The 13,493-nt window shown below is 68.3% G+C and carries 12 protein-coding genes and 1 rRNA gene; 6 read left to right on the top strand and 7 right to left on the bottom strand.

The annotated features are described in order from the left end of the window. Positions 1-253: 253 nt before the first annotated feature. Entirely contained in the window at positions 254-1,084 is an 831-nt protein-coding gene (locus ACWEVR_RS18280) for a DUF72 domain-containing protein (RefSeq protein WP_452467907.1), read from the bottom strand. Positions 1,085-1,189: 105 nt separating this feature from the next. On the opposite strand from ACWEVR_RS18280, the gene ACWEVR_RS18275 reads away from it, so the two are divergent. From ACWEVR_RS18275 to ACWEVR_RS18255, 5 genes are all read left to right on the top strand, one after another. Then, positions 1,190-2,389 (top strand): MFS transporter, encoded by a 1,200-nt coding sequence (locus tag ACWEVR_RS18275; RefSeq protein WP_452467906.1) that lies wholly within the window; start codon positions 1,190-1,192, stop codon positions 2,387-2,389. Next, positions 2,386-2,580 carry a hypothetical protein gene (locus ACWEVR_RS18270; RefSeq protein WP_452467905.1) on the top strand — a complete coding sequence of 65 codons (195 nt, stop codon included), beginning with the start codon at positions 2,386-2,388 and terminating at the stop codon, positions 2,578-2,580. The genes ACWEVR_RS18275 and ACWEVR_RS18270 overlap by 4 nt, the downstream gene beginning before the upstream one ends. Positions 2,581-2,670: 90 nt before the next feature. Beyond that, positions 2,671-3,216: a YceI family protein gene (locus ACWEVR_RS18265; protein ID WP_452467904.1), complete on the top strand. Its 546-nt coding sequence runs from the start codon at positions 2,671-2,673 to the stop codon at positions 3,214-3,216. Positions 3,217-3,242: 26 nt separating this feature from the next. Next, positions 3,243-4,445 carry a L,D-transpeptidase gene (locus tag ACWEVR_RS18260; RefSeq protein WP_452467903.1) on the top strand — a complete coding sequence of 401 codons (1,203 nt, stop codon included), beginning with the start codon at positions 3,243-3,245 and terminating at the stop codon, positions 4,443-4,445. Positions 4,446-4,570: 125 nt separating this feature from the next. Continuing rightward, entirely contained in the window at positions 4,571-6,019 is a 1,449-nt protein-coding gene (locus ACWEVR_RS18255) for an LCP family protein (RefSeq protein ID WP_452468078.1), read from the top strand. Between the two features lie 66 nt (positions 6,020-6,085). Here ACWEVR_RS18255 and fadD32 read toward each other — a convergent pair whose 3' ends face one another. Then, positions 6,086-7,960, bottom strand: coding sequence for a long-chain-fatty-acid--AMP ligase FadD32 (gene fadD32, locus ACWEVR_RS18250; protein WP_452467902.1), 1,875 nt, complete (start codon positions 7,958-7,960; stop codon positions 6,086-6,088). Then, positions 7,960-9,180: a KasA/KasB family beta-ketoacyl-ACP synthase gene (locus ACWEVR_RS18245; RefSeq protein WP_452467901.1), complete on the bottom strand. Its 1,221-nt coding sequence runs from the start codon at positions 9,178-9,180 to the stop codon at positions 7,960-7,962. Before ACWEVR_RS18245 ends, fadD32 begins: the two co-directional genes overlap by 1 nt. A gap of 181 nt (positions 9,181-9,361) precedes the next feature. On the opposite strand from ACWEVR_RS18245, the gene ACWEVR_RS18240 reads away from it, so the two are divergent. Continuing rightward, positions 9,362-10,348 carry an acyl-ACP desaturase gene (locus ACWEVR_RS18240; RefSeq protein WP_452467900.1) on the top strand — a complete coding sequence of 329 codons (987 nt, stop codon included), beginning with the start codon at positions 9,362-9,364 and terminating at the stop codon, positions 10,346-10,348. Here ACWEVR_RS18240 and ACWEVR_RS18235 read toward each other — a convergent pair. From ACWEVR_RS18235 to rrf, 4 genes are all read right to left on the bottom strand, one after another. After that, positions 10,336-11,655, bottom strand: coding sequence for a sensor domain-containing diguanylate cyclase (locus ACWEVR_RS18235; RefSeq protein WP_067496892.1), 1,320 nt, complete (start codon positions 11,653-11,655; stop codon positions 10,336-10,338). The genes ACWEVR_RS18240 and ACWEVR_RS18235 overlap by 13 nt on opposite strands. Before the next feature lie 48 nt (positions 11,656-11,703). Next, the gene (locus tag ACWEVR_RS18230; RefSeq protein WP_067496887.1) at positions 11,704-12,513 is read right to left on the bottom strand and encodes an SAM-dependent methyltransferase; all 810 of its coding nucleotides are present in this window, start codon (positions 12,511-12,513) and stop codon (positions 11,704-11,706) included. A gap of 86 nt (positions 12,514-12,599) precedes the next feature. Beyond that, a complete protein-coding gene (locus ACWEVR_RS18225) occupies positions 12,600-13,247 on the bottom strand; it encodes a YdcF family protein (protein WP_452467899.1) in 648 nt (215 codons plus the stop codon). Positions 13,248-13,408: 161 nt separating this feature from the next. Further along, a 5S ribosomal RNA gene (gene rrf, locus ACWEVR_RS18220) occupies positions 13,409-13,493 on the bottom strand; the annotation flags it as partial.

Below are 13,493 nucleotides of genomic sequence, written 5' to 3'. Positions count from 1 at the left end.
CTGATCCCGGCGGGCGTGCCGTGCCCGGACCGCCGCGTGCGCGCCCGGATAACCCGGTGCGGCACAACCTCTTCCGATCGCCCGCCGTGCTCCAAGCGCGGCTCACAGTGCGGCGCGGGCAACAACGACGTTCCGTCCATCGACCCAGACATGGGCTGTCCCCTCGAGTCCCGCCCACACACTCCCCAGTGCTGGCGCACAGCATGCCACGACCCTCCGACAAGTGTGCGCGGAATCGACGCGGACAGGCTGGTCAGAACAGTGTCATCGGTTCCTCGGTCCCGCCCGCGGGTTGCGGTGGGAGTTCGGGAACCACCGCGGCGACCTCGGCGTGGAACCGGCGGGCCAGGTCGCGTGCGGCCGCATTGTCGGGCGTGTGCACGAAGACCGTCGGCGACCGGCCTTCCCGCAACCACTGCGCCACCGTCGCCACCCAGGGCTCCCACCCGGCCACCGTGCGCTCCTCGTCGGAACGGCCGTGATAGCGCACGATCGGGTACTCGGTAAGCGCTCGGGTACGCCTGGGCACCCGAGGCTTCTTAGCCCGCGCCTCCACCTCGGCCGCGTCGGCCGACGGCCCGTCGAACAGCACCGTCGTATCGAAGGGCACCCATTCGGCGCCGATTCGCCCGAGCACCCGTTCCAGCTGCACGGCGGCGTGGTCGTCGGTGAAGAAGGCCGGGTGCCGCACCTCGACGGCGCAGCGCAGCCCCGAGGGCAGCTCACGCTGGAACCGGGCGAGCGCGCCGAGATCACCGGGACCGAACGAGGCGGGCAGCTGCAGCCACAGCGCGTGCACCCGGGAACCGAGCGGCGCCATCACGTCCAGGAAGGCGGCGAGTTCGGCGCGCGCGTCGACGAGCCTGCGTTCGTGCGTGATCGCCCTCGGCGGTTTGAGGACGAACCGGAAGTCCGGCGCGGTCTGACGCGCCCAGGATTGCACCGTCGACGCCGAGGGGGTCGCGTAGAAGGTGGTATTGCCCTCCACGGCACCGCAGTGCGCGGCGTAGGAGCGCAGCTTCTCGGCCGACGCGGGCCACTGCGGATGAGTCCACATCGCACACCCCACCCGCAGCTCACGCACCACCCGACCGTATTACAGCCAGCGCCCGTCCCTAAAATGAGACCGGTTGCCACCATTTCGCCCGTGCGCGTTTCCCCGGTGCGCGCACGACGGAAAGGGCCTGTGATGGCGATTCTCACCAGCGAGCGGCCCCGTGCTGTCCCGGCGACCCGCGCCTGGCAGGCGGTCTCGGCCGCCGTGGTGGCGATCGCCTGGGGCGGCAACGAGTTCACCCCGTTGCTGGTGATGTACAAGGGGCACGGGCTGGCCGCCACGGCCGTCGATCTGCTGCTCTTCTACTACGTGCTCGGCATCGTGCCCGCCCTGCTCATCGGCGGTCCGCTGTCGGACCGATTCGGCAGGCGCCCGCTCATGCTGCCCGCCCCGCTCATCGCCGCGGCCGGTTCGCTGTTGCTGGCGGCGGGGGCGTCGTCGGTGCCGATGCTCGCGGCCGGGCGGATGCTGTGCGGTGTCGCGCTCGGGTTGGCGATGGCCGTCGGCGGCAGCTGGCTCAAGGAATTGTCCGGGCCGGGCGTCGGCGCCCGGCGCTCGGCGATGAGCTTGACCGCCGGTTTCGCCCTCGGCGCGGGTGTGGCGGGTGTGCTCGCGCAGTGGGGTCCGCTGCCCGATTCCACCGCGTATCTGGTCAATGTGGCGCTGTGTGTCCTGGCCACAGCCTGGCTGGTGCGAGCGCCGGAAACCGTGCGCCGACAGACACATCCGGGCCGGCTGCTCGACGATCTGAAGATCCCCGCCGCAGGTCACCGCCGCTTCCTGCGGGTCGCGGTGCCCGTGGCCCTGTGGTTGTTCACCGCCAACGCCACCGCCTACGCCGTGCTGCCCACGCTCATGCTCGGGCAGGTCGGCGAGGCCCCGATCGCGTTCTCGGCCCTGGTCACCATGGTCACGCTCGGCTGCGGTTTCACCATTCAATCGGTCGCGCGCCGCATCGACCGGCCCGGCACCGCTCGCGCCGCGGTACTCGCGCTCGTGCTGCTCACCGCCGGCATGCTGCTCGCGGCGTGGACCGCGTCGACCCTCACCATCGGCGCGACGCTGCTCACCGCCGTCGTTCTCGGCAGCGGTTACGGCATCGGCCTGGTCGCGGGACTGCAGCAGATCGAGCGGATCGCGGGCCCCGGTGACCTGGCCGGGCTCAACGCGGTGTTCTATTCGGTGAGCTACCTCGGTTTCGGTGTGCCCGCGATCCTGTCGGCGCTGCACGGCAGCTTCGGCTTCGGTTATCCCGCCATGTATCTGGTGACCGCGGTGATCGCCGCGGCCTGCCTCGCGCTGGTCGCGGCCAACTATCGTGAACGGGTATGAGCACCGACCCGGTCGAAACCCTGCGTCGCTGGGCTGATTCGGGCGCGATCTGGCGGGTGCTCGCCCGGCGCGCCGACAGCGTCACCATCGGTTTGTTCGAATGCACCGGCGGCCAGGAGGTCGACCGGTTCACCTCCGCCGACCCCGCGCTGCTGCGATTCCTCGGCGAACGGACGAGCAGCGATAGCTGACCGATACTCTCCGCCGGGCTAGGCTGGGTTCGTTATCGCTTCACACCCCGTCGGCCGTCCCTCGGCCGGATCGTCAAGTGAGGAGAGATCATGTCGGCACCTGCCAAGGGACTGGCCGCGGGAACCTGGGTCATCGACCCCGCCCACTCCAGCCTCCAATTCTCGGTTCGTCACCTCATGGTGAGCAAGGTGCGCGGCCGGTTCACCGACTTCTCCGGCACCCTCGTCGTCCACGACGACGGCACCGCCGACACCGAAGCCGAGATCCAGGTCGCCTCGCTCACCACCGACAACCCCCAGCGTGACGCCCACCTGGCCACCGCCGACTTCTTCGACGCCGCCAACTATCCGACGGCCACCTTCAAGGCCACCGGATTCAAGGCCCTGAGCACCGAATTCAGCGTCACCGGTGATTTCACCGTGCGTGGCATCACCCACCCGGTCACCCTCGACGTGGAGTTCCTCGGTACCGGCCCGGGCATGGCCGACGCGCCGGTCGCCGGTTTCACCGCGACCGCCACCGTGAACCGCCGCGATTTCGGCCTCACCATCGACATGCCGATGGCCGACGGCGGCGCGGTGATCGGCGACAAGATCAACCTGTCCCTCGACATCGAGGTCGGCCTGCAGAGCTGAGCGGAACCGGACCGAGGGAGGGGCAGATGATCCGACTACGTTGTTCGGCCGCGCTGGCCGCCGTGCTCGTGCTGCTGCTGGTCGCGGCCTGCGGCGGCTCGACCACCGACTCCGGGTCGTCGACCGAGGCCCCGCCCGAGGCCGTCGTCTCGGTGTCGCCCGAGTCGGGCGCCACCGAGATCGACCCGCTGGCCCCGGTCCGGGTCAGCACCAGCGAAGGCACGCTCACCTCGGTCACGATGACCAATGAGCAGGGCAACGAGGTCGAGGGCGTCTTCACCCCCGACCGCACCGCGTGGAAGCCGACCGAACCCCTCGGCTACGGCCGCACCTACACGATCACCGCCGCGACCGATCGCGGCACCGAGCCGACCACCTCGACGTTCACCACGCTGGCCCCCAACAACCAGACCAAGGTGTATTTCCGCACCACGGGCGGCACGGCCCTCTCACCGCAGGGGACCTTTGGCGTCGGCACGGTCGTCGTCGCCCATTTCGACGAGAACGTGCCGGATCGCGCCACCGCCGAACGGCACCTGTCGGTCACCACCGACCCGCCCGTCACCGGCTCCTGGTACTGGCTCGACGACCGCAACGCCCACTGGCGCCCGCAGAACTACTACGAGCCGGGCACCCGCGTGACGCTCGCCGCCGACATCTACGGCAAGGACCTCGGCGGCGGCCTCTACGGCCAGGAGGACACGAAGACCACCTTCACCATCGGCCCCTCCCACGTCTCGATCGTCGACGACACGACCAAACAGGTGCAGGTCTACGAGAACGGCACGCTCGTGCGCACCATGCCGACCTCGATGGGTCGCGGCGGCAGCGAAGTAGTCGCGGGCAAGACGATCTCCTTCTGGACCCAACCCGGCGTGTACACCGTGATGGACAAGGCCAACCCGGTCGTCATGGACTCCTCCACCTACGGTCTGCCCGTGAACTCGCGCCTCGGCTACAAAGAGACCATCGGCTGGGCGACCAGGATCAGCACCGACGGCATCTACCTGCACCAACTCGACGACACCATCTGGGCGCAGGGCAACACCAACGTCTCGCACGGCTGCCTCAACCTCAGCGGGGAGAACGCACGCTGGTTCTACGAGTTCTCCCAGCCCGGCGATGTGGTGGAGATCCGCAATACCGGCGGCGCACCGCTCGAAGTGTGGCAGAACGGTGACTGGAGCGTGCCCTGGGACCAGTGGCTGGCGGGTAGTGCCCTGAGGTGAACCGGATCGATGAACCACCGGCGCCCTGGCCGCGCCGGGAGCCACCCAGGCGTATCGGCGCCCCACCCGTCCCCCGGTCGACCGGCCATGCCCGGTTGCGCCGCATCGGCTCGATCGTCACCAGGATGGTCGTCGCCGCCGCCGCGCTCGCGGTGCTGGCGGGTACCGGCCTCGCCTGGTCGGCGAAGAACGGTTTCGATGCCGGTTTCCTACACTCGGACGCGCTGGGCGACGACGCGCCGCGCTCGCTCGACGGCGCGGTCAACGTCCTGCTGATCGGCCTGGACACCCGCAAGGACCTCGACGGCAAGGACCTGCCGAAAGCGATCCTCGATCAGCTGCACGCCGGTGACGGCAGCGAAGGCGGTTACAACGCCAATTCACTGATCCTGCTGCACATTCCAGCCGATATGAGCAAGATCGTCGCCTTCTCCATCCCCCGCGACAACTATGTGGCGGTCACCGGCATCCCCGGCTACTCGCGCATCAAGATCAAAGAAGCGTACGGCCTGAAAAAGGCTGTGGTGCAGGCGAAACTGATGGAGCAGGGCGTCGACGACCCGGTGGAACTCGAGCGCCGCAGCCGGGAGGCGGGCCGCGAATCCATCGTCACCACGGTGCGCAACCTGGTCGGGGTGCCGATCGATCGGTTCGCCGAGATCTCGCTCGCCGGGTTCTACGACCTGGCCGACGCGGTGGGCGGCGTCGATGTGTGCCTGACCAACGCCGTCGACGACAGCGAGTTCTCCGGCGCGGTGTTCCCGGCGGGCCGTCAGCATCTCGACGCGTCCCAGGCCCTCGCGTTCGTGCGCCAGCGCCACGGTCTGCCCAACGGCGACCTCGACCGCACCCACCGTCAGCAGGCCTTCCTCACCTCGGTTGCCAAGTCGCTCAAGGACTCCGGCACGCTCACCGATCTGAGTAAGCTGTCCGCCCTGATGGATGCCGCGCACCGCGACATCGTGCTGTCGCAGGGCTGGGACCTGTTCGAATTCGTCCGCGATCTCGGTGCGGCGGGCAGCATCCCGGTCGAGTTCCGCACCCTGCCGGTGCTGCGCTACGACGTGATCGACGGTCAGGACGTCAATATCGTCGACCCGGCGGCCATCAAACGCGAGGTACGTGCCGCTTTCGGTCAGCAGGCCCCGACAACCACTGTGACGGCGGCGAATCCCGATGCCGTGGTGGACGTGCACAATGTCGGCTCGACGACCGGGCAGGCGGCCCTGGTGTCGAAGATGCTGACCGCGCGCGGCTACGGCGAGGGCGAGGTCGGCGGCGGTGACGGCAACGACGAACCCTATTCGGCGGTCACCTACGGCCCCGGCGCCATCCATGACGCTCGTGCTGTCGCCGAAATCCTCGGTGGGCTACCGGTTTCCGCGTCACCCTGGGTGGAGGACGGCCACGTGCGCGTCATCCTCGGCACCGACTTCACTCCCCCGGCCGAACTCAGCCCGACCACCACCACCCGCCCCGTCACCACGACAACCAGCGTCGCCGGACAGCCCCTGCCGGACGCCGGGAAACCACTCACCACCAATATCGGCGACACGATCCCCTGCGTGAACTGAGCGCTTAACGGCTTACGACAAACGGCTCGGCCACCAGTTACCCAGCGGCCGAGCCGTTCGATGACGTCAGTCGACCGGAGCGTCCGGATAGTCCTGCTGCCGGTAACCCCCACGCAGCGTCCCGTCGAGGTACGCCGCCCGGCACGCGCGCCGAGCGATCTTGCCGCTCGATGTCCGCGGAATCGAACCGGCAGGCACCAGCAGCACATCACGCACCGTCACACCGTGCCTGCGCGAGATCGCCGCACGCACCGTGTCGATGATCGGCTGCGGATCGAGTTTCGCCGCCCCCGAACCTCTTTCGGCCACCAGCACCAAGTGTTCGGCGATGTCGTCGGCGTCGGCCACCCGCACCGGCGCGGGCAATTCTCCGGCCGGAACCGAGAACGCCGCGATGAAGCCCGGCCGCAGCGCGTTGCTCGCTTCCTGCGCCGAATACTCGAGGTCCTGCGGGTAGTGATTACGTCCGTCGACGATGACGAGGTCCTTCACCCGGCCGGTGATGAACAGTTCCCCGTCGTAGTAGGCACCGAAGTCGCCGGTGCGCATCCAGGTCGCGTCCTCCGGCGCGCCCTCGGCCCGGCTGCCGGTCGGATTGCGGGTCACCCGGTTGTGGAAGGTCTGCGCGGTCTCCTCCGGCCGCCCCCAGTACCCGATGCCCATATTGTCGCCGTGCAACCAGATCTCACCGACCTCGCCGTCGCGCCGCTCGATGCCCGTCTCCGGATCGACGATCACGGCCCACTGCGACCTGGCGACATACCCGCACGACACCTGCGCCACCGCCTGCGCGGCATGCTCGTCGACCTCGACCATGCGCCCGGCATTGAGCTTGCCCCGGTCCACATAGACCACCCGCGCCTCGTCCTCGCGGCGGGTCGCCGACACGAACAGCGTCGCCTCGGCCATCCCGTAGCAGGGCTTGATCGCGGTCTTGGACAGCCCGAACGGCGCGAACGCCTCGTTGAACTTGCGCATCGAGGCCACCGACACCGGTTCGCTGCCGTTGATGAGCCCGATCACGTTCGACAGGTCGAGCGTCTCGTCGCCCTTGGGCAACCCGCGTACCGCCGCGTGCTCGAACGCGAAGTTCGGTGCGGCCGAGTAGATCTCGGCCCCGTCGGCCTGCGCGGCGAGTTCCTTGATCCAGCGTGAGGGCCTGCGGACGAATGCGCTCGGCGACATGATGGTGATGAACTTGCCGCCGATGGTCGGCAGGATCACCGTGAGCAGACCCATGTCGTGGAACAGCGGCAGCCAGGTGACACCACGCGCGTTCTCGGTGATGCCGATGGCGTCGATCATCTGCAGCAAATTGGTGCCGACCGAGCGGTGGGTGATCTCCACACCGGCGGGCACCCGGGTGGAGCCGGAGGTGTACTGCAGGTAGGCCACGCTGTCGATCGAGATGTCGGGCCTGCGCCAACGCGACCCCACAGCGTCGGGAATCGCCTCCACCGCGATGATCCTCGGCCTGCGCGTGTTCGGCTGTTCACGGAAGAAGTTGCGTACCCCCGCCGCCGAACCGGTGACGGTGAGCACCGCGGCCGGCTCGCAGTCGCCGAGCACCGCGTGCAACCGGTCGCTGTGCCCCTGTTCCTCCGGATCGAACAGCGGCACCGCGACATTGCCCGCGTACACCGCCGCGAACAGCGCCACCACGTAGTCGAGCCCCTGCGGCGCCAGAACCGCCACCCGGTCACCCGGCTCGGTGACCTGCTGCAAGCGCGCCGCAACCGCCCGCAACCGCACCCCGAACTCACGCCAGGTGAGCTCCTGGTACTCGCCGTCGCGTTCGCGCGAGTAGTCGATGAACCGGTAGGCCAGCTCGTCGCCGTTGGCCTCGCTGTGCTTGTCGACGAAATCGATGAGCGTCTGGTTACCAGGAATGCGGATGGCGCCCTGCTCGTCGAGGTAGTCGTCGAGTGTCTCGCCGATCATCAGAACCGCCCGAAGGCCAGGGCCACGTTGTGCCCGCCGAAGCCGAACGAGTTGTTCACCGCGTAATCGATGCGGCCCGGCCGCGCCTGACCCGAGACCACGTCGAGGTCGATCGCGGGGTCCTGGTTCTCCAGGTTCAATGTGGGCGGGACGATGCTGTCGCGCACGCTGAGCACGGTGATCACCGATTCCAGCGCACCCACCGCGCCGATCGAATGCCCGAGCGCCGACTTCGGCGCGTACACCGAGGCATGCGACCCGATGGCCTTGCCGATCGCGTTGGCCTCGGCGGTGTCGCCGATGGGGGTGGCGGTGGCGTGGGCGTTGATGTGGGTGACGTCGGTGCGGCTGATGCCGCCCGTCTGCATGGCCCGCGTCATCGCCCGGGCCGCACCGGTGCCGTCGGGGTCGGGCGCGACCAGGTGGAAGCCGTCGGAGGTGACTCCCGCACCGAGCAGGCGCGCGTGGATCGTCGCCCCGCGCGCCTTGGCATGGGCCTCGGTCTCGATCACCATCATCGCCCCGGCCTCGCCGAAGACGAAGCCGTCGCGGTCGACGTCGAACGGACGCGAGGCACCCTTGGGGTCGTCATTGCGGGTGCTCATGGCACGCATCTGGGTGAATGCCGCGATCGGCACCGCCTGGATGCAGCCTTCCACCCCGCCGGTCACCACCATGTCGGCATCGCCCATCACGATCATCCGCCACGCGTTGGCGATGGCCTCCGAACCCGACGAACACGCCGAAACGGGCGTGGAAACGCCTGCGCGCGCACCCAATTCGACGCCGACACACGCGGCGGCGCCGTTGGGCATCATGGCCGCGACGGTCTGCGGCGACACCTTGCGGTAGCCGCCGTTGGACAGCTTGTCCCGCGCGTACAGCAGGGATTCGGCGCCGCCGAGCCCGGTGCCGATGGAGACGCCGAGCCGATCCAGGTCGACCTCGGGGCTGCCCGCGTTACGCCAGACCTCACGGCCGAGCGCCACAGCCATCTGCTCGACGTAGGACAGCCGGCGCGCCTCCTCGCGGGTGAGCGAGGCCGCCGGCGACACCTTCAGGTGACCACCGATCCGCACCGGAAGGTCGAAGTCGTCGATGAAGGAGTCCTCCAGGACGTCGATCCCGCTCTCGCCGTTGAGCAGACCTTTCCAGGTCGAGTCGACGTCGCCCGCGATCGACGTGGTCGCCGCAAGGCTCGTGACCACGATGTCCGTCATAATTCTTCGCTCACTCTCTCTAGCTATGCCACGACTGAACGGGAACCGCTGATGGAGCTGAACTGGTGAAGCGTAGAGAATGGCACCGCGTTTCGCCAGGTGCCTTGTGCCGGGTCTATTCTCGGCGACGACCGGCAACATTACCGACTCTTGCTTTTCCCTGCAGCGAAAGGGCACGAGCGTGGCCAGGAACCTCACCCAGCTGGAACTGCTGATCGAATTGGAAGATGTTGCGGCGCGCAATGTCGATCGTCATCTATCGATGGCCAAGGACTGGCACCCGCACGACTACGTGCCGTGGGAGCAGGGCCGCAATTTCGCATCGATGGGCGGAATCGACTGGGCGCCCGAGCAATCGGCGCTGAACGAGGTCGCCAAGGCGGCGATGATCACCAACCTGCTCACCGAGGACAACCTGCCGTCCTATCACCGGGAGATCGCCGAGAACTTCTCCCAGGACGGCGCCTGGGGTACCTGGGTGGGTCGCTGGACCGCCGAGGAGAACCGGCACGGCATCGTGATGCGTGACTATCTGGTCGTGACGCGCGGCGTCGACCCGGTGGCACTCGAGAACGCGCGGATGATCCACATGACCAACGGCTACTCGGCCATGTCGGTGGTCGACGAGAAGGCCGGTGCCTTCGATGTGCGCGACACCTCCGGCGCCGGTCTCCTGTACTCGGTGGCTTATGTGACGTTCCAGGAACTGGCCACCCGGGTGAGCCACCGCAACACCGGCCGTGTCTGTGACGATCCGATCGCCGACCGCATGCTCGCCCGCATCGCCGCCGACGAGAACCTGCACATGATCTTCTACCGCAACCTGTGCGCGGCCGCCCTCGACCTGGCACCCGACCAGACCATGGAGGCGATCGCGACCATCGTGGCCGGATTCCAGATGCCGGGCGCGGGCATGCCCGGGTGGCGCCGCAACGGTGTGCTGATGGCCAAGCACGGCATCTACGATCTGCGCCAGCACCTCGAGGAAGTCCTGCTGCCGGTGCTGCGCAAATGGAACATCTTCGAGCGCACCGATTTCGGTCCGCGGGGTGAGAAGGCGCGCGAAGATCTGGCCGCCTTCCTCGACCGCTTGCGCCAGGACGTGGTGCGCTTCGAGGAACAGCGCGATCGTTCACTCGCGCGCGCGAAGCAACGTCAGCTGGTCTGATCGAGCGCGGGCGGCGACCGGTGCACCTGTGGCCGGATCGCCGCTCGCGCATGGTGTTTGTTCCGGTACATCGCGGCGTCGGCGGCCTGGAGCAGTTCGTCGGCGGCGGCCGGTGGCTGTTCGAAGAAGGCGGTGCCGATGCTCACGCCAACGGCGAGCATGTGCCCGTCCACCTCGAGCGGCGCCGACAACGCCGCCATAAGCTCGTCGGCCAGCTCCGTCAATGCCTGTTCACCCGAACACTTTTCGACGAGCACGAGGAATTCGTCGCCACCGATACGCGCAGGCAGCGCCGAGCGGGGGCCGAGGGTGTCGCGCAGCCGGTCGCCGACCACCCGCAGCACTCGGTCACCGATGGTGTGGCCCCACAGGTCGTTGATCTCCTTGAAGCCGTCGAGGTCCAGATAGCACACGCCGACCGGTGGTTCGGCACCCGCGAGGCGGCTGAACAGGTGCGACCGGTTCGGCAGGCCGGTGAGCGCGTCGTGGTTGGCGTCGTGCCACAGCCGGTCGGCCAGCTGCTTGCGCTCGGTGACGTCGACCGCGACGCCGACCAGGAACCGGATCGCGCCCTCGGCGTCACGAACCGCCGACATCGACAGATCGATCGAGGTGACCCGACCGTCGTCGCGAATGTGTTCGGTCTCGGTCCGGAAGCTCTCCGACTCCCCCGCGACCATCCGCTGCAGTTCGATGAAGGCATCGTTGAGGTTCGCCGGGCCGAGGATGTCGGCGACGGTGCGTCCGACCATCGACTCGGGGGTCTGTCCGAGCATTTCGGCCAGGGTCAGGTTGCAGTTCACCACGCTGCCGGTCATGTCGACGGTGCCGATGCCGACCAGCGCACCGTCGAAAACGGCCTCGAAACGGGCCTCCGACAGGGCGCGGCGGTCCTCGGCCTCCTGCGCGGCCGAGAGCACCGCGGCCAGCGTCTGTTCCTGTTCGGCCAGTGCCGCCGCCCGCAGCGCGGCGGTGAAACCGGCCGCGAAGTCGGCCGCCAAAGCGACTGCCCGACTGCGTATTTCGGGTAGTGCGGGATCGTCGGAGCCGGCGGCGGCGTGCTCGACGAGGTCGGTGCACAGCACCGGAACCGTGCGGCTCACCGCGGCCGGGTCGCGGTAGTTCACCGCGACCAGCATGCGCGCCGCCTGCCGGGCCACATCGGGGTCTTCACCACCGCGCGCGGCATCGATGAGACCTGTGCAGAGGGCGGCGAGCATGTCCTCGATCTGGGAGCGGGTGAGGGTGGGAGCGACCACACCGTCGAGCGCGTCAGCCCACCGCTGCGCCAGCTCCCATGACCCCACCGTTCATCCGCCCCTGTCGTCGTCTCTCGCACCGCCGTGACGACGGGCTCAGCCCTTGCGCGCGACCCCACCGAGACCGAGCGAACGCCCGGGCTTCTCGTGCTGATCTCGCTCCGACTCAGGTCGCCACGCCGGCAGTTCTACCACGCCCGGCGACTCCAGATCCCAACCATCGAACATGGCGACGATCGCGTCCTTGGGCCGGAAATGGATACCGACCCGGTTCTCGTTCGCCGCGTTGGCGCTCAGTTTACCCGCGTCCTCCGGCCGCAATTCCGAGGTCAGGTGGGAGATGGCGACGAGACTGCCCGGCGCGAGCACCTCGCGTAGCGCGCCCACCTTCCCCGCCGGATCGTCGTCGTCGGACACCAGATGCAGCACCGCGATCAGCAGCAGTCCGACCGGCTCCGCGAAGTCGATCAGCCCGGTCTCCCGGACGGCGGCCAGCAGGTCGTCGGTCTTGCGCAGGTCGGCCTCGATCGCGCCCGCCCGCTCGTTCCCGTGCAGGATCGTGCGCGAATGCATGACGGCCACCGGATCGATGTCGACATAGAGCACGCGGGCCTGCGGGTCGAGTTCGTGCACGATCTCGTGCACATTGCCCGCGGTGGGGATTCCGGAGCCGATGTCGAGGAACTGGCGGATGCCCGCGTCGAGCATGAAGCGGACCGCCCGCCGCAGGAACGCACGGTTGCTCAGCGCCAAGCGCGGCAGATCCGGCACCAACTTGGTTCCCATTTCGGCAGCCATCCGGTCGACCGCGAAATTGTGCGAGCCACCGAGTAGTGCGTCGTACATCCGAGCCGGGCTCGGTTGCTGCATATCGACACCGTCCGGTGCCCAGGCAGGCCTGTCCATCGCCGATCAACCCCTGTCTTTCCGTGCCGCGCCCCGGCGGCATTCGATGATCGTAAACTCCGGCACCGACATCGGCGCGGTTCGGTTCATTTGTCCGCACCGTAGGGCTGCGCCCACAGCGGCGCCACGTCCGGCGTCATCGTCGCGACGACCGGCACCCCGGCTGCCAGAAAGTTCTCCAGCGCCCGGCGCATATGGTCGGCCGAAGTGATGAGTACCGCCTTGTGCACGCCGAGTGCCGCCATGAGCTGTGCCGAGAATTTCGCGTTCTGCACGGTGGAACCGGCTTCGGTTTCGGCGTGCAGCCGGTGCCTGGCTACTCCCCGAGCATTCAGCCAGTCGGCCATCACCTGCGCCTCGGTGACCCCGTTGCGCGGATTGCCGCCGGTGACGATCACCGGCGAGGCGGGTGACATGTACGCCTGAACAAGCGCGGCGTGCAGCCGGTTGCTCAACTCGGCACGCATGGTGCCGTCGGGTTGCAGGCCGTAGCCGAGTACGACGATCGCCGTCTCGGGGCCGTAGGTTTCGGGCAGGTCGATTCCCGCCACCCCCGCAAGGGAATTCGCGGCGCCGAGCATGTCGGCGGTGACCCGGTCGGTGATGCCCGCGAGCGGGTCGGGTTTCGGTTCGGCGACTACCGGTGCGGCGGTGAGGACCGCCCCGATGAGGGCGGCGGGGAGCACGAGCGCGGCAGCGCCGCGACGGAGAACTTGATGAGCGAGCCGGTCCATGCGACAACCTCCAGAGCGACGTCGCATCATGGTGACGGACAAGCGCTTCCGCCGTTGCCGAATCCGAAACATTCGCTGGTCGGTTCTGTTTCGTGCCCGGAACTACCCCCGGAAACGACGAAAGCCCCCTGACCGTAGTCAGAGGGCTTTCGTGAATGATTGTCCGGCGGTGTCCTACTCTCCCACACCCTGTCGAGTGCAGTACCATCGGCGCAGGTGGCCTTAGCTTCCGGGTTCGGAATGGGA

This window comes from Nocardia sp. NPDC003979, assembly GCF_053605015.1.
Note: the sequence above shows the minus strand (reverse complement) of the source record. Positions and strands in the feature narration are given on the sequence as shown.

What these genes read in the sequence shown, in the direction of transcription:
- ACWEVR_RS18260 (WP_452467903.1), top strand. Translation starts at nt 3,243, where the DNA reads ATGATCCGACTACGTTGTTCGGCCGCGCTGGCCGCCGTGCTCGTGCTG.
- ACWEVR_RS18245 (WP_452467901.1), bottom strand. Translation starts at nt 9,180, where the DNA reads ATGACGGACATCGTGGTCACGAGCCTTGCGGCGACCACGTCGATCGCG.
- ACWEVR_RS18225 (WP_452467899.1), bottom strand. Translation starts at nt 13,247, where the DNA reads ATGGACCGGCTCGCTCATCAAGTTCTCCGTCGCGGCGCTGCCGCGCTC.
- ACWEVR_RS18265 (WP_452467904.1), top strand. Translation starts at nt 2,671, where the DNA reads ATGTCGGCACCTGCCAAGGGACTGGCCGCGGGAACCTGGGTCATCGAC.
- ACWEVR_RS18230 (WP_067496887.1), bottom strand. Translation starts at nt 12,513, where the DNA reads ATGGACAGGCCTGCCTGGGCACCGGACGGTGTCGATATGCAGCAACCG.
- fadD32 (WP_452467902.1), bottom strand. Translation starts at nt 7,960, where the DNA reads ATGATCGGCGAGACACTCGACGACTACCTCGACGAGCAGGGCGCCATC.
- ACWEVR_RS18270 (WP_452467905.1), top strand. Translation starts at nt 2,386, where the DNA reads ATGAGCACCGACCCGGTCGAAACCCTGCGTCGCTGGGCTGATTCGGGC.
- ACWEVR_RS18255 (WP_452468078.1), top strand. Translation starts at nt 4,571, where the DNA reads ATGGTCGTCGCCGCCGCCGCGCTCGCGGTGCTGGCGGGTACCGGCCTC.
- ACWEVR_RS18275 (WP_452467906.1), top strand. Translation starts at nt 1,190, where the DNA reads ATGGCGATTCTCACCAGCGAGCGGCCCCGTGCTGTCCCGGCGACCCGC.